General features: G+C 49.5%; 14 protein-coding genes and 1 tRNA gene. 9 read left to right on the top strand and 6 right to left on the bottom strand.

Features of this window, described 5'->3' with window-relative positions; all coding sequences use genetic code 11:
* Positions 1–209 precede the first annotated feature (209 nt).
* Positions 210–282: transfer RNA gene (locus tag KJS63_RS01410), tRNA-Lys, on the bottom strand.
* Positions 283–423: 141 nt separating this feature from the next.
* On the opposite strand from KJS63_RS01410, the gene KJS63_RS01405 reads away from it, so the two are divergent.
* The 6 genes from KJS63_RS01405 to KJS63_RS01380 all read left to right on the top strand — a co-directional run bounded on the left by KJS63_RS01405 (position 424) and on the right by KJS63_RS01380 (position 8,707).
* A complete protein-coding gene (locus KJS63_RS01405) occupies positions 424–1,236 on the top strand; it encodes a GDSL-type esterase/lipase family protein (RefSeq protein ID WP_213617641.1) in 813 nt (270 codons plus the stop codon).
* Between the two features lie 54 nt (positions 1,237–1,290).
* A complete protein-coding gene (locus KJS63_RS01400; protein ID WP_374706250.1) occupies positions 1,291–2,265 on the top strand; it encodes an ABC transporter ATP-binding protein in 975 nt (324 codons plus the stop codon).
* Entirely contained in the window at positions 2,258–3,247 is a 990-nt protein-coding gene (locus KJS63_RS01395; protein WP_213617639.1) for an ABC transporter permease, read from the top strand. The genes KJS63_RS01400 and KJS63_RS01395 overlap by 8 nt, the downstream gene beginning before the upstream one ends.
* Before the next feature lie 168 nt (positions 3,248–3,415).
* Positions 3,416–5,395 (top strand): DNA topoisomerase IV subunit B, encoded by a 1,980-nt coding sequence (gene parE, locus KJS63_RS01390; protein WP_068617279.1) that lies wholly within the window; start codon positions 3,416–3,418, stop codon positions 5,393–5,395.
* A gap of 11 nt (positions 5,396–5,406) precedes the next feature.
* Positions 5,407–7,842 carry a DNA gyrase subunit A gene (gyrA, locus tag KJS63_RS01385; protein ID WP_213617638.1) on the top strand — a complete coding sequence of 812 codons (2,436 nt, stop codon included), beginning with the start codon at positions 5,407–5,409 and terminating at the stop codon, positions 7,840–7,842.
* Between the two features lie 427 nt (positions 7,843–8,269).
* A complete protein-coding gene (locus KJS63_RS01380; RefSeq protein ID WP_068617284.1) occupies positions 8,270–8,707 on the top strand; it encodes a MarR family winged helix-turn-helix transcriptional regulator in 438 nt (145 codons plus the stop codon).
* Between the two features lie 129 nt (positions 8,708–8,836).
* Here the strand turns inward: KJS63_RS01380 and KJS63_RS01375 are convergent, their stop codons facing one another.
* The 3 genes from KJS63_RS01375 to KJS63_RS01365 all read right to left on the bottom strand — a co-directional run bounded on the left by KJS63_RS01375 (position 8,837) and on the right by KJS63_RS01365 (position 11,591).
* Positions 8,837–9,586 carry an RluA family pseudouridine synthase gene (locus tag KJS63_RS01375; protein WP_213617637.1) on the bottom strand — a complete coding sequence of 250 codons (750 nt, stop codon included), beginning with the start codon at positions 9,584–9,586 and terminating at the stop codon, positions 8,837–8,839.
* A 6-nt stretch (positions 9,587–9,592) separates the two neighbouring features.
* Positions 9,593–10,456, bottom strand: coding sequence for a class I SAM-dependent methyltransferase (locus tag KJS63_RS01370; RefSeq protein ID WP_213617636.1), 864 nt, complete (start codon positions 10,454–10,456; stop codon positions 9,593–9,595).
* Positions 10,457–10,730: 274 nt separating this feature from the next.
* Positions 10,731–11,591 (bottom strand): GNAT family N-acetyltransferase, encoded by an 861-nt coding sequence (locus tag KJS63_RS01365; protein WP_213617635.1) that lies wholly within the window; start codon positions 11,589–11,591, stop codon positions 10,731–10,733.
* A 198-nt stretch (positions 11,592–11,789) separates the two neighbouring features.
* Between KJS63_RS01365 and KJS63_RS01360 the strand changes: the two genes are divergently transcribed.
* From KJS63_RS01360 to KJS63_RS01350, 3 genes are all read left to right on the top strand, one after another.
* The gene (locus tag KJS63_RS01360) at positions 11,790–12,569 is read left to right on the top strand and encodes an ABC transporter ATP-binding protein (protein WP_213617634.1); all 780 of its coding nucleotides are present in this window, start codon (positions 11,790–11,792) and stop codon (positions 12,567–12,569) included.
* 188 nt (positions 12,570–12,757) lie between these two features.
* Positions 12,758–13,594, top strand: coding sequence for a prohibitin family protein (locus tag KJS63_RS01355; protein ID WP_213617633.1), 837 nt, complete (start codon positions 12,758–12,760; stop codon positions 13,592–13,594).
* 128 nt (positions 13,595–13,722) lie between these two features.
* On the top strand, positions 13,723–15,165 hold the full coding sequence (locus tag KJS63_RS01350) for a M14 family zinc carboxypeptidase (RefSeq protein WP_213617632.1): 1,443 nt from the start codon (positions 13,723–13,725) through the stop codon (positions 15,163–15,165).
* Positions 15,166–15,254: 89 nt separating this feature from the next.
* Here KJS63_RS01350 and KJS63_RS01345 read toward each other — a convergent pair whose 3' ends face one another.
* Both KJS63_RS01345 and KJS63_RS01340 read right to left on the bottom strand, forming a co-directional pair.
* Positions 15,255–15,578 carry a hypothetical protein gene (locus KJS63_RS01345; protein WP_213617631.1) on the bottom strand — a complete coding sequence of 108 codons (324 nt, stop codon included), beginning with the start codon at positions 15,576–15,578 and terminating at the stop codon, positions 15,255–15,257.
* A gap of 75 nt (positions 15,579–15,653) precedes the next feature.
* Positions 15,654–16,076, bottom strand: a complete 423-nt coding sequence (locus KJS63_RS01340; RefSeq protein ID WP_213617630.1) for a MarR family winged helix-turn-helix transcriptional regulator — start codon at positions 16,074–16,076, stop codon at positions 15,654–15,656.
* Positions 16,077–16,218 lie beyond the last annotated feature (142 nt).

Here is a 16,218-nt window from a genome sequence, read left to right as displayed (position 1 = left end):
GAGGTATAGGCATGGTGTGTATTTACCAGGAGGTTCGGAGTATGCTCGCGAGGGGTAATAGACAGCAAGCGTCCATGTGTGCTGTCTTGATCTCTTGGTAATAACAACTCTGATTGGATGCGAATGTGACATCACAAACTTTAGACGTATATGGATATGACATAACAAAAAGAAGCAGCGGAGCCTGTCCGCTGCTTCTTCAGAAAGTATGGGTTATGCAGGGGTCGAACCTGCGACCTGCCGATTAAGAGTCGGCTGCTCTACCAGCTAAGCTAATAACCCGAATTTACTGACAAGGAACATTGTACTCCGTTCTAATAAATAATGCAAGCAATATTTTGATTTGATTTGCAAATTGTAAATAGAAGTTTTATGTTATTACATAAAAGCCGAGTTTGAGTACTTATGATTGGGAGGTTCAGTATGAAATCTTCATCCGGGTTATGGAGAACGATAGCCGGTCTGTCCACTGCAGCCACATTGCTTTTGCTCGTTGGATTCGTGTATGCGCTTAAGGATGTCATGGCTCCAGGGAGCGGAGCCTTGTGGAACCCAGTGTCCAGCGGTGATCTGTCCAAAGCAGCTCCAAAGACCAGCAGCAAGCAGATTAACGTTGCTACGCTTGGGGATTCTCTTGCGAAGGGCACTGGTGACGATACAGGTCAGGGCTTCGTGCGCAGAACGATAGCCGAGCTGCAGAAGAACCAGAAGCTGCCCGTTAATCTTGTTAACAATCTCGGTGTGAACGGAATGACAACAAAAGGGCTTCTGCCCACGTTGGACGAGCCTGGCGTTCAGTACGTGCTTCGGAACGCTAATGTGATCCTGTTGTCCATTGGGGGCAATGATCTGTTCCAAGGGGCACAGAACGTGTCCAGCGGCAAGCCGCTTCCGACTTATAAGGAACTATCCGCAGAGGTAGACAAGGCTTCGATCCGGTTAAAGCGCATTGTGGATGCGATCCACCAGATCAATCCAGCCGCACAGCTCGTATATGTGGGATTATACAATCCTTTTAACGATCTCCCGGAGATGAGGGTGCCCGGGAACCAAGCGGTAACCGAGTGGAACCTTAAAGCGTCTGAAATTGTTAATGCTTATGAGAATGCCAGGGTCGTCTCCACCTTTGACCTCTTTGTCGGCAATACCCAAAAATACTTGTCAGACGATCATTTCCATCCGAATGGTGACGGATATCAGCATATTGCTGAGCGCATTGCTCAAGGAATAGAGTAATACCTGAAGAAGTGATACAAGAAGCCAGGTAAGGAGTGATGAGAGTTGACCCAAATCAGTCAGGAAGACCGGAGTGAACGGGAGATTGTGCTTCATGTGGAGCACCTTAGGAAGAGAATCGGTAAAAAGTGGCTGATCGATGATGTTACCTTTGATATCCGGGCCGGGGAAATCTTCGGATTTCTTGGGCCTAACGGAGCAGGCAAAACAACGACCATCCGGATGCTGGTGGATCTGATCAAGCCAACCGAAGGAAAGGTAAGGATTTGCGGATATGATGTGAACCGGGACCCTGAGCGCGCACTGGCCTACGTCGGCTCCATCGTGGAGAATCCGGAGGTTTACTCGTATTTGACAGGATATGAGAATCTTCAGCATTTCGCGAGAATGCATCCTGGAGTGGATGACCAGCGAATTCAAGAGGTGGTCGGAATTGTCAGGCTGGATCAGCGGATTCATGACAAGGTCAGAACCTATTCTCTGGGTATGAGACAGCGGCTGGGGATAGCTCAAGCCCTGCTGGGCAGGCCGAAGCTGCTGATCCTGGATGAGCCGACTAACGGACTTGATCCTAAGGGAATCAAGGAGCTGAGGGCTTTTGTCAGGGGGCTTGCGGAGGAGGGGATGGCGGTTTTTGTATCCAGTCATCTTCTCAGCGAAATTCAGCTGTTATGTGATCGTGTTGCTATAATTAGCCGGGGCCGCGTGCTTGCGGTAGGCGGCGTGCAGGAGCTGGTCTCCAACAATGCGAATTATGTGATCTGGCAGCTGTCTCCAAGGCCGCTTGGAGTACAGCTTCTGCTGCAGGAGGGAGTTAAGCTGGTGGACGACCCTCACGCTGTGCTGGATGACACCATTGCTGCCGGTTTGACAGAGGACTCGGTGGTCACCCAGGTCAGCAGCGAACGGATTTCCACCATCATACCGAAGCTTGTGAGCGCCGGCGTGGAGGTAAAAGATGTTCACAAGATTAATCCAACCCTGGAGCAGCTGTTCCTGGAGATGACGGAGGGTGAATCGATTGAGTAGCATTCTGCCATTGATCAAGAATGAAACCATCAAAATGATGAAAAAGAAACGGTTCTATGTGGTTCTTCTCGTTCTGGTGGTTCTGGTGCCGATCTTTGTGTATGCCCAAATGAAAATTGCTCAAAACAACCGGGAGAAGTTCAATTCCGACTGGCGGCTGGCTGTAAGACAGGCGATCACGGATAATCAGAATTCCCTGCAGAGTGCAAGGGTGCCTGAGGAATGGAAGAAATACCGGATCATTTATATCCAGCAGATGAAATATTATCTGGAGCATGATGTGAATCCACAGGAACCCGGCGGAGTGGGCTTTACCCGCGAATTTATGGATAATGCGGCCACTCTGTTCATTCCTCTGCTGATCATGGCTGTGGCCTCCGATATCGTATCGTCGGAGCGCTCGACCGGTACGATCAAAATGCTGCTGACCAGGCCCGTGCGCAGATGGAAGGTGCTGCTCAGCAAGCTGATCACCCTGCTGATGTTTGTGTCTTTGATTGTGGTGGCGACTTTCATTGTCAGTTATTTAATATCCGGGCTTGTGTTCGGTTATAAAGGCTTTAATATTCCGGTGTTTACCGGCTTTCAGCTGCACGGTTCAGACGTGGATTTATCTGGCGTACATGCGGTTCCGCAGTGGGCTTATATTCTGATGCAGTGCGGGTTGATTTGGTTCGTCAGCATTGTTGTTGCTATGCTGGCTTTTATGGTCTCCGTGCTTGTGAGGAGCACAGCGGCAAGTATTGTGATCATGATGGCCGCTCTTATCGCCGGCACGATTCTGACCAATATGGCTTCGGCCTGGACCAGTGCAAAGTATCTATTTATGGTGAACTTGGATTTAACCAATTATTTGGCTGGCACCCCCGCGCCGATTGAAGGCATGACCTTAGGGTTTTCTTTGACGGTTCTTGCCGTCTGGGCGATAGCTTCACTGATCATTTCATTCACTGTCTTTACGAAACAGGATATATTGAATTAAAATGGACAAGGATAACAAAACATCTGTTTGCATTTTGAAGGTTTTTGTTAATACAGTGTGAACCAAGAAGACAAACATGCGATTTGCCGAAGCAAGTAACAGGTAATTCAGGTTTCATTCTACAGGTCCTCTGTATACATAAAGTGAAACAATAAAGGAGGAGCATGAATGGTCGATCAAATCGATTTGTTTGCTGATGAGCCAGCGGGAAGCAGTGGTTCGGCCGGTTATGGGGCAGACGACATTCAAGTGCTCGAAGGGCTAGTCGCTGTACGCAAGCGGCCAGGTATGTATATTGGGAGTACAAGCTCGTCGGGCCTTCACCATCTGGTATGGGAAATCGTAGATAACGCGGTGGACGAGCATTTGGCCAAGTTTTGTACGCGTATAGACATTACTATGCACAAGGACGGTTCCATTACCGTATTTGATAACGGCCGGGGGATTCCTACAGGCATGCACAAGATGGGAATTCCGACGCCTCAGGTAGTCTTTACAATTCTTCACGCCGGGGGCAAGTTCGGTGGCGGAGGATATAAGAAGTCCGGCGGATTGCACGGCGTGGGTGCTTCAGTAACAAACGCCTTGTCCGAGTGGCTGGAAGTAGAGATCTTCCGTGAGGGTAAGATTCACAAGCAGCGTTTTGAGTATTGGGTGGACAAACAGGGGAACGAACATGTGGGTGAACCTGTTACAGGACTCGAGATAATTGGAAATACAAACCGTACGGGCAGCAAAATTACATTCAAGCCGGATATCCGCGTGTTCCAAGGCGGAATTGGCCTGAATTATGATACACTCGCGGAACGTTTACAGGAGATTGCATTTCTGAACTCGGGCCTGAAAGTGGTTCTGAAGGATGAGCGGTCTGATCGTTCCGACGAGTTTTTTTATGAAGGCGGAGCCCGGCAGTTTGTACAATTTCTCAATGAAGGCAAGGATGTTCTGCATGACGTGATCCATTTTCTTGGAGAGAGGGAAGATGTCGAAGTGGAAGTAGCCCTGCAGTATAACGCGGGTTACACCGAGACGCTGGCCTCGTTCGTCAACTCGATCCCTACCCGGGGCGGAGGAACGCATGAGACAGGATTCAAGACCGCTTATACGCGGGTGATGAATGATTATGCCCGCAAGAGCGGTTTGCTCAAGGAGAAGGACAAGAACCTGGAAGGTAATGATCTTCGTGAAGGCATGATGGCTGTCATCAGCGTAAAAATGTCGGAGGTCGAGTTCGTTGGACAGACGAAGGACCAGCTGGGCAGCGCCTCTGCGCGGAGCACGGTTGACGCCATTGTCTCCGACCGGATGCAGGTCTACCTGGAGGAGAACCCGCAGGTGGCCCAGGTGCTGATCAAGAAGGCGATCCAGGCTTCCCGGGCACGTGAAGCAGCCCGCAAGGCGCGTGATGAGATGCGCACCGGGAAGAAGAGAAGCGAGAGCTCCAACCTTGGGGGCAAGCTGACGCCAGCCCAGTCGAAGGATGTCACGCGGACCGAGCTCTTCATCGTTGAGGGGGATTCCGCAGGCGGATCGGCCAAGCAGGGCCGGGACTCCAAGACACAGGCGATTCTGCCGCTGAAGGGTAAGCCGATGAACCCGGAGAAGGCCAAGCTTGCCGATATTCTGAAGAATGATGAATACCGGTACATTATTTCCGCGATTGGCGCCGGAATTGGCCCGGAATTCGCGCTGGAGGACAGCAATTATTCCAAAATCATAATTATGACGGATGCCGACACGGACGGTGCGCATATTCAGGTATTGCTGTTGACTTTCTTTTACCGTTATATGAAGCCGCTGATCGATGCGGGCCGGGTGTATATTGCCCAGCCTCCGCTGTATAAGATTACGCGCAGATCCGGTAAGCTGGAAACAGCCAGATATGCCTGGACGGATGAGCAGCTGCAGAACTATCTCAAGGAATTCGGGAAGAACTTTGAACTCCAGCGCTATAAAGGACTTGGCGAGATGAATCCCGAACAGCTGTGGGAGACCACGATGAATCCGGAGACGCGCAATTTGCTGCAGGTCCAGATCGAAGACACCGCGAAGGCAGAGCGCCGGGTCTCCACTTTGATGGGTGACAAAGTCGAGCCGCGCAAGCGCTGGATCGTTGAGAACGTGGATTTCACAGAGTTTGAGGAATAGAAGGTGAATGAATGAGCTCGTTAGAAAACTTTTTGCCCGCTTTTTTGGAAGAGGTTGTTGGGGACCGCTTCGGGCGGTACTCCAAATACATCATACAAGACCGGGCTATCCCGGATGTAAGAGATGGACTCAAGCCGGTTCAGCGCCGTATTCTGTACGCTATGTACGATTCCGGCAATACGCCGGACAAGCCTTACCGTAAGTCAGCCAAGACCGTCGGGGATGTCATGGGTAACTATCATCCCCACGGGGATGCCTCAATTTATGAGGGAATGGTCCGGATGGCGCAGCCCTGGAAAATGGGGCATGTGCTGGTGGATGGACACGGGAACTGGGGTTCACAGGATGATGACCCGGCTGCGGCTATGCGTTATACGGAGGCAAGACTGTCTCCGATTGCCATGGAGCTGCTTCGGGATATCGACAAACGGACAGTTCTATTCAAGGATAACTTTGATAACACGACCAAGGAGCCGGTGGTACTGCCCTCCAGATACCCGAACCTGCTCGTCAATGGTGTGAGCGGGATCTCGTCCGGCTTTGCAACCGAAATTCCTACGCATAACCTGCGTGAGGTCATCGACGCGTGCATTGCGGTCATGGAGAAGCCAGAGATCGAGCTTGCGGACATCATGAATTATGTTAAGGGTCCTGACTTCCCAACCGGTGGTATTATCATGGGGGAAGATGGGATCAAGGATGCTTACGAGACTGGCAAAGGCCGGATTTATCTCCGCGGCAAGACCGAGATCGAATCGCTTCGCGGCGGCAAACAGCAGATTGTCATTACCGAAATTCCGTATCAGATCGTCAAATCCCGCCTGGTTACCTCCATGGAGAACATCCGGCTGGAGAAGAAGGTTGAAGGAATTGCGGAGGTTCGGGACGAAAGCGGAAGAGCCGGGCTTCGGATCGTGGTTGAGCTTAAGAAAGACGCCGATGCTCAGGGCATTCTGGCTTATCTCTATAAGAAAACCGATCTGCAGGTTACTTATAACTTCAACATGGTTGCGATCGTCAACAAGACACCAAAACAGCTGGGCCTAAAGGCTATGCTTGAAGCTTATATCGCCCATCAGCGCGAAGTGGTGACGTTCCGGACCAAGTATGAGCTGGAAAAGGCTGAGGACCGTGCCCATGTGCTGGAAGGCCTTGTAAAAGCTCTAAACATCCTGGACGAGGTGATTGCAGCCATTAAGGCTTCCAAGAACCGCCAGGACGCCCAGAACAATCTGGAGTGGATGTTCGGGTTCACCGAGCGCCAGGCAGACGCGATTCTGACGCTCCAGCTGTACCGCTTGACGAATCTGGAGATCACGTCGCTGCAGAAGGATCTGGATGATCTTCAGAAGAAGATCAATTCCCTGCGCGCCATTCTGGAAAGTAACAAGAAGCTGAACAATGTGATCAAGAAAGAGCTTCTGGAAATCCGGGAGAAATACGGCATCGACCGCCGTTCTGAGATCCAAGGAGAAGTCGAAGAGCTTAAGGTTAACCTGGAAGTGCTGGTTACTCAGGAGGATGTTCTGGTTACTCTTTCGGGTGAGGGGTATATCAAGCGCACAAGCATGCTGAGCTTTACCCGTTCCGGGGGCGAGCGGGAAGGCTCCGGGGTGAAAGAAGGAGATTACATCAAACATATCTTTGATGTGAATACCCTGGAGAACCTGCTGATCTTCACCCAGCGGGGACAATACTTCCTGCTGCCGGTGCACCAGATTCCGGAATTCAAATGGAAAGACAACGGAACGGCCATTGTCAACGTGATTCCTCTCACGAAGGAAGATCGGATTGTTAGTGTTATTCCGGTTAAGAATTTCGAGGATGAAGCCAGTCTTGTCTTCGTCACGAAGCGGGGACAGGTGAAACGGACCGAGCTTAAGGAATACCAGTCCAAGCGGTCTGGAGCCATTGCCGCGGCTAAAGTATCCCCTGAGGATGCAGTTATCTCGGTGACTCTTAGTCGTAATAATCAGGATATCTTCCTGATCAGCAAGAGCGGTATGGCTATCCGGTTTAATGAGCAGGAGGTCAGCTCTATGGGCCGGGTATCCGGTGGAGTACGAGGAATTCAGCTCAAGGATGAGGATGAGGTAGCCGCTGCCCTATGGGTGGAAGGGGATGAGGGAGAAATCCTTGTCATCTCTGATCTCGGTTATGCTAAACGCTCTCTGCTGCTTGATTATCCAACCCAAAGCCGGGGCGGCAAGGGTATTCAGTCATTTGAGTTTAAAGAAGGCAAGCGGGTGAAGCCGAATGGCAGCCGGATTGCCGGGGCCTTCTTCTGTAAGGAACCGCTGCAGATTACGGCGGTGCTGAGAGAAGGCAGGACGTTCAGCTTCAGCTCGGAACAAGCGCCGATTATGGACCGCAAAGCAATTGGCAAAGCGATGAGCCAGCTGGATAAGGGCGAAGAGATTCTGGACTTGCTTTTAAATAAACCGTGAATGACTTGATAAAGCAAGAGAAGTTTAAAGTTAAAAGGGTTTGTAATGATGTTAACTATATAAAATGAACTTTAGAATTAACCGATCTCAGCGGAGAGGACAAGTGATTCTGAAGAAGCGGAGTGTCCGCCTTTGTCTCTGAAATGCCCAGGGGATATTTATTTCAAGGATTTCGGAGACCACCGTGGTCGTAAGAACATTTGGCATCGCAGCGCCTGAAAAGGGTAATCTTCATAAGTTCATTTTATATAGATGGGGGCATTTCCAAATTACTTGGAAATGCCTTTTTTCTGTTATCTAAGTTGAACGAATGATTAACATGTAAAAGAAATTGGTTAGACTTGGGAGGAAAATCGCTGCGGACGGCGAAAGTTTATCTGATGAAGTATAACAAGAGCGACCGTTACCAATATTACGGGGGGATTTAATGTATACACAGGATTTCGCCCGGCTGTGGGCCAAGTTAAGCAAGAACTATCAGACTCATATGGAGTCCGAGCTGTCGCCTTCTCTTACTGAATCACAGCTTTCGGTACTGGAACTGCTTGAAGAGCAGAGGAAGATGAAGCCTTCCGACTTGATTCCTTATCTTGCCACAACACCTGCAGCTGTGACCATGCTGCTTGACCGGATGGAGAAGGCCGGGTTGATTACCAGGGAGAGAGACTTGGAAGACCGGCGGATCGTCTGGATTTCCATTACCGAGAAAGGGCGGGAAGAGACAAGACGTGGAGTTCAGATACGGAATGATTTCCTGACCTCGGTGCTTGACCAGATTTCATCCCACAATCAGCAGCTGCTGATCTTCCTGCTTGGCAAAATTACTTCCTCCAGCGATACGGTACTGGGTAAAGAAAGAGCTTAAGTCCAAGGACCTAAGCTCTATTTTTAATTGTGTTAAAATGAGGGTTTTTCCCGATTAGCTCCGGTGTAACAATCGCTAAAAAGCTCTGTTCAGTTTTAATAGGGTCTGTCCGCCCCTCCACACACAGGGTTAGAATGACCGCAAAGCTTGTTCATACAGAGTCCGCGGCCAGCTGCTCCACGGATGCTCCTGCGGTGGTAAGGATAAAAGGGAGACGTGCTCCTTCGTTACCGGATGCGGGAACCCGACATGGGCTGACCAAAGGGCAATCTGTTGGCCAGGCTTATTCAGCTGGGCCCCATATTTCTGATCCCCATACAGCGGGCATCCCAGGTGGCTTAGCTGTACACGGATCTGGTGGGACCTTCCAGTTAAAAGCTCAACCTGGATCAGACTTAGTCCGTTCACCGGTTCACCCAGCACTCTATAATCCAGAATAGCTTGTTTACCCCCCGGTGTACCACGAGGCACAACCTTCACCGTGTTCGTGCGTTCGTCTTTAAGAAGAAGATCCTCCAGACGGCCGGTGGAACGGGTGGGCACTCCGTGGGCGACCGCCAGATAGATCTTGGAGAAAGACCGGCTGCGGACAGCCTCTGACAGCCGTGATGCAGCCTTGGAAGTTTTGGCGAAGATCATGGCTCCACCAACCGGGCGGTCAAGCCGGTGAACCAGCCCGAGGTAGACATTGCCTGGCTTCTGGTAACGCTCCTTCAAATCTGCTTTAAGCACTGTAAGAAGATCCGGGTCGCCGGAAGCATCCTCCTGTGACAGCATATTGACCGGCTTCACGATGCCCAGCAGGTGGTTATCCTCGTACAGGATGGGAATGCCGGAGTTTCCCCGTTGATCCGAGGATATGTCCTCTTGAAATGGCATGGGGAACTACTCCTCCCATCGTCCAAGAATGCCGCACGGCAGGTGCAGCCCAGAACGGGTGATTGGCAATCCCAGTTCTCCGGAGGAGATGCGTCCACCGAATCTTGTCTTCATGGTCATGGACAGCATATTGTTAAGCACCGTTGGAGAGATCCCTGTTGTATAAGAGTTGATTAACAGAAACAGAGGCTTGTCCGACAAAATAGACATACAGGATTCCAGGAACGGATACAGGCTTGTTTCCAGCTTCCACATTTCCCCGCCAGGCCCTCTTCCGTAAGATGGAGGGTCCATGATAATTGCATCATATTTATTGCCGCGGCGCTGTTCACGCTGTACGAATTTAAACACATCATCGGTGATGAATCTGACCGGACGGTCTCCCAGACCGGACAGCTGAAGGTTCTCCTTCGCCCATTGAACCATACCCTTTGCCGCGTCTACATGAACGACGGAAGCTCCGGCGGATGCTGCAGCCACGCTGGCTCCACCGGTGTAGGCGAACAGGTTCAGCACGCTGATAGGACGGCCCGCTCCCGCGATTTTGTCCATCATCCATCTCCAGTTCGCTGCCTGCTCAGGGAAGAGACCGGTATGCTTGAAATTGGTCGGTTTGATATGAAATTTCAATTTATCATAGGAAATCGTCCAGCGCTCAGGCAAGGGCTTCTTCATTTCCCATTCGCCGCCGCCGGAGGAACTGCGATGGTAGTGTCCGTGAACATCTCTCCACTGGTTGTCTTCCTTTTGGATCGGCCAGATAATCTGTGGGTCCGGACGGCGAAGAATAATGTCGCCCCAGCGCTCCAGCTTCTCACCATTGCCGGTGTCAATGACTTCGTAGTCTTGCCAGTCTTTTGCAATATACATATAACATGCTCCATCCTTCAGCTAAAATTCATTTAGACTTTATTGTACCTCATTTCATTCATTCGATGCCAGAACTTGACGAATTCCATTCTATATAAAATGAATTTATGAAAGTTATCCTATTCGAGTGCTGCGATGCCGAGTGTTCTTACGACCACTGTTGTCTCCGAAATGCTTGAACTAGGTATCGGTGGAGCATTTCGGAGACAAAGGCGGACGCTCCGCTTCTTCAGAATCATTCGGGATCGAAGCTGAGATCAGTATATTCTAAAGATCATTTTATATAATTTGCCGGAGGGTACAGGTAATAGTCTTGCACTCCGGTTGGGATAAATCCAACCGATTCATACAGCTTCATAGCTCTCGGATTGTTCAGAGCAACTTCTAGCCGTAGATCCCGGCCAGCTGCCGTCTCCTGGGCTATCAGCCTGGTCAGTATATATCGGCCAATGCCCTGGCCGCGAAATTTAGGATAGATAGCGAAGCCATAGATCCAGCTCACCGTATCCTCAAAGACCAGTCTAACTTTGCCTGCTGTCGATCCGCTGGACTCAATGATATAGGTAACCGAGTCTGGCTCGTTTATGGTCGCTTCATAATACTGCTGGGCGGCGAACTCGGAATAATCGAAGCACTTGACATCCAGAGCGGTCAGATCTGCTCGGTCTGCTGGTCTGGCTTGGCGCAGGATGGCTGGCTCATTCTCAGGATGAGCAGCTTTCTGAGCTTCCATGCTTTGCCTGTAGTAAGTCATCTGGTATTCCGAGAAGGAATACTCGACCTGGAGGGAACTGAGAAATCCTTTGGCTGAGGCGGAATTGGCCGGCGCATTTAGCAAAATTTCATGGTACTGCATCCGCTTTGCTTGTGGCAGCGCCTGCCCCAGAAGGGAGGTGAAGATGCCCTGCCGTCGATATTCGGGATGCACCATGCCGCAGACCTCCATTTTTTTGCCAAAATGGTACAGGCCTAGGAACCCCACGATTCTTTCATCCCGGATGGCGATATAATCGTCTTGTTGGTCTGGTTTACGGGTCCGGAGCATATCCCAGTTTAGCTTCAACTGAATGTTCTCCAGCTTGTTGCAGATCCGCTCTAATTGCTCGATCTCCATCCATTGCTGTTTAGTAATCACGATAGTACCTCCTGGATTGAATCTTAACTTATGTAGATTGATCCTATTATTTTAACTGATCAGAGTAGATGGGTGTAGCCATTTCATGGAAAAGGAGATTCTGAGTGTATTGACAAGTTCTGGCCTGCGGTTTAGGGTGTACTATAACGAAAATTACAGACAGAACAGATCAAAGATAAGGGCGGGGAGGATGATTTGATGCAGTCGATCATTGAAATGAAACATGTCTCTTGGAGAAGAGATGGCAAGGTTCTGCTAAACGATATTAACTGGAATGTAGCCCAAGGAGAGAACTGGGCGCTGCTTGGCCTTAACGGTTCGGGCAAAACAACGATTCTGAACATGCTGAACGGTTATTTATGGCCTACCAGCGGGGAAATCTGTGTGCTTGGCCACAAATTTGGCGAGGTGGATGTCAGGGAGCTGCGCCGCTCGATCGGCTGGGTGAGCTCATCGCTTCAGGAGAAGCTCTACGGGAATGAGAAAGCCGAGGATTTGGTGGTGAGCGGTAAATTTGCATCCATCGGATTATATGAGAAACCGACATCCGAGGATTATGATCGCGCTGAACAACTGATGCATCAGCTCCGCTGTCCACACCTGCTGGGGCGTTCTTATCAGACCTGTTCGCAAGGGGAGAAGCAGAAGCTGCTGATTGCCCGGGCGCTGATGGGATCACCTAAACTGCTGATCCTGGATGAGGCTGCGAACGGGCTGGACTTTATCTCTAAGGAAGGCCTGCTGTCCAGCATTGAAGAGCTGTCCATGCAGCCGGACGCGCCTCACCTGCTCTATGTAACGCATCATACGGAGGAGATTCTGCCGATCTTCAGCAAGACCCTGCTGATACGCAGAGGCGAAGTGTTCGCCGCCGGGAATACGAAGGAAGTGCTTGAGAATGAGAGTTTGACTTCATTCTTCGAGATGCCTGTGGAAGTTACCTGGAGACATGACCGTGCGTGGTTGGCCAAAATATAGCTATAGCTTGGAAAGGCTCCTGCCAAAGGAGCCTTTTTTGTGCATGCAGATAGGTTCCATAGGGGCTTTTTCAGCAATAAGAAGCCGTATTGCAAACCAACTTTTGCCACCATTCGAGCGGGTCTCGCGTATTAAGATTCAAGACGCTTAATTTAGGCGTGGGGATATTCATTTGGGAGGGACGTTGTATGAAAACAGAACCAGCACCGAAGAAAAGAATAGGGAACTTGCGGGTTGGCGCCGCAGCGATTGTGATTGCTATTGCCGCCGTGATTGTGGGATTGAATTCTTATGCAACCGTGACTTATGGGCATGTCGGATTGTACAAGACGTTTGGGAAGCTTAACGATAATGTGCTGTCCCCGGGGATTCATTTGAAGATTCCTTTTGTACAGAGCATTATAGAGGTTAATGTTCAGGTCAGCAAAGCCGAAACGGATACGACAGCATCTTCCAAAGACCTTCAGCCTGTATCTACACATGTGGCGGTGAACTATTCGGTGAATAAGGAATCGGTTTATAACCTGATGAATAACATTGGCGGGAATTTCGACCAGGTGATCATCAATCCGGCTATCCAGGAAATTGTGAAGGAGGTTACGGCCAGATATCCGGCGGAAGATTTAATCGCCAAGCGGGATGTGGTCGCCGGTGAAATTAGTGAGCATTTAACGAAACGGATGGGGAAATATGATCTGGTTGTGAATGAGATTAATATTGTAAATTTCAAATTCTCGGAAGCCTTCAACCAGTCGATCGAAGCCAAGCAGGTGGCTCAGCAGCAGGCGCTCAAAGCAGAGAATGACCTCAAACGGGTGGAGATTGAAGCCAAGCAAAAGATTGCCCAGGCCCAGGCGGAGGCTCAATCACTTAAACTGAAGAAGCAGGAGGTTACTCCTGAGCTGGTTCAGCTGAAGCAGATTGAGGTCCAAGAGAAAGCCATTGAGAAATGGAATGGACAGATGCCACAGGTGACAGGTGGAGCAACACCATTCATTGATATTAACTCTTTAAATAAAAAGTAATAGGACTATTAACCCAAGGACCCTCTTGTTAATTCAAGCAAGGGTCTTTTTTACTAGACAATAGTTAATATAATGAGATATTTTATATAGAGAGGAGACAAATAACATCTTGGGGGAATTTGCAGAACATGAAGAAATGGCTTGTAATCGGTGCTGCTTGCTTGAGCTTTACTTTTGGTGGGATATCAGGGGTTCATGCGGCTCCTAATATAGTAAATTCCAAAGAAACCTATACATATGATAGAATGACGCAGGATATTAAGGAGTTGGCAAAGAATTATCCGGACATAATCCGCTACAAGTCTATTGGCAAGACGCCTTATGGGCGTGAGCAATGGGCGGTAAGTCTTGGCAATGGGGATTCCACCATATTTATTAATGGCTCCCATCATGCTAGAGAGTGGCTGACCAGCACGCTGAACATGTATATGATCGAGCAGTATGCCAAGGCTTATCAGAGCGGAAGCAGGTTTGAGGGGTATGATGTAAGAACCGTTTTGTCTGAGTCCACGATATGGTTCGTGCCTATGGTGAATCCAGATGGAGTCACTTTGCAGCAGATTGGGCTTTCGGCCTTTCCGCAGCTGGTCTGGTCCAATTTGATTAAGATGAATGACGGCAGCCGGAACTTCAAACGCTGGAAGGCCAATGCCCAAGGGATCGACCTCAACCGTCAGTACCCTGCACTCTGGTCTTCGATCAAGTTCCCGGCCAAGGCTCCGCACTGGATGAATTATAAAGGCAGCAAGCCGCTCCAGACGCGCGAGAATCAGCAAATGGTCAATTTCACGTATGAGATTGATCCCGAAATTGCCGTTTCCTATCATACGGCAGGACATATCCTGTACTGGAATTTCAATACAAAGCCCGCCAATTTGGCCAGAGATAAGAAGCTGGCGAATACGTTCTCTGCGATCACGGGATATTCCCAGGTGAAGCCTGTACCTAACCCTTCGGGTGGAGGTTACACGGATTGGTTCATCACAGCCTTTGGCCGGCCTGCCTTTACGCCGGAGATCGGTATTAAAGAGGGCGAGACCAATCTTGCGGTGTCCGTATTTGATTCGGAATGGAAGCTGAATAAGAAGATCGGTCTTTGGATAGCGGATGAGGGCTATCGACTATGGTTGAAGAAGAATCAGAGCAAGCTGACAGTAGAGGATTTCAACAAGCAAATTATGATCTCGGAAAACAAGCCATTGTTCAATTCTAACAACTTTATCTCTGGCAGTGCAGGCACGATTAAACCTCAGGTATTGAAGGCAGTCGCGAAATCAGGCGATTGGTACAAGGTTGAGACCGCAACGGGGAATAAGTGGCTTTATGACAAGAAAGCAGTTATTGTCGAGCCGACTCCAGATGAGGATACCGCACCGGCCGGCGAGGCGTCCGATGTAGATATGACCCTTCAGCTTAAAGGTGAAACGAAGGTATATACTGAGCCCTATACAAAGGAACCAAAGGCGGTCATCACTTTAAGTGAAGCACACGCGATAAAGATGTGGGGAAGCTGGTATAAGATTAACACGCCGATTGGAGATATGTGGATCTATCAGAAATCCTCCAAGTAACTTTATATAACAACTAAAAAGATCTGAAAGATTCGAAGCACAGCCTCGGTCTTGTCAGATCTTTTTGTGTTGCCTTATTTTCGGGCTGGTTATTTCACCAGCAGAAGTACTGCAAGAACAAGCTCGCCGAGCAGCAGTACCGCAGACACGCTTGTACTGAAGACAGACAGACCACGCGCAGCACCGGTCTTCAGGGAATTGCGGCCGAACATAAGTCCTCCCAGACTGGCAGCAGCGGTGATCCCGATTGGCACCCAAATTCCAACGGTATTTGGTGAATCATAGTTGCGGGAGAAGATAAGCAGAGTGAACAGAGTGAGTATAAATGCGATGATCATGAGCAGAATGGACACGACCACACTGCCCATGCCTTCCTTGGGTTCATGAAGCTCATTACCGGTTATGTTATTCAACAGATATTTCCTCCTTAGTTCATTCCCTATCATGATACCATGATTGGTCATGGAAGCCAAAGAGCCGGGGGAAATCTATTCCCCAGTGTCTAAATTAATCTGATGAAGCAGGGCCAGAAGGTGGTCCAGCTCCTCGGACGATAAGTTGCGTGTAAGAATCGCATTATGCTCATCCAGGATCGATTGCAGCTTCGGAAGGAACTCCTTGGCTTTGGGGGTAGGATATAAGGAGAGGGAACGCCGGTCCTGTTCATTGACAATTCTCTCGATGTAGCCAGTTTCCTCAAGATGCTTAACAGCCCTGGCGGTCGTGGCCTTGTCAAACTTCAAATCCTGGGTCAGCTGGTCTTGGTTAATGCCGGGGTTAAGGAGTATCGTTTTTAGAAAACTGTGCTGGCCGCCGCCACTCAGACCATAGGGTGCAAGCTGTTTGTTTAACATTTTCTGACAATGTCTATGAATTTGCGATATGAGCTTCCCAATGGGTTCTTGTTTCACTTTATGTGTACACCTCTTCCATGTCGGCATCCTACTTAAGGTAGGAGAAGTTATATAAAATGAACTTATGAAGGTTATCCTTTAGGGGCGCTGCGATTTGTAAATTCTAAAGTTCATCTTATATAACACTAAAATTTTATCC

Source organism: Paenibacillus sp. J22TS3, assembly GCF_018403205.1.
Lineage (GTDB): Bacteria > Bacillota > Bacilli > Paenibacillales > Paenibacillaceae > Fontibacillus > Fontibacillus tuaregi.
This window is presented reverse-complemented; position numbering and strand designations above follow the sequence as displayed.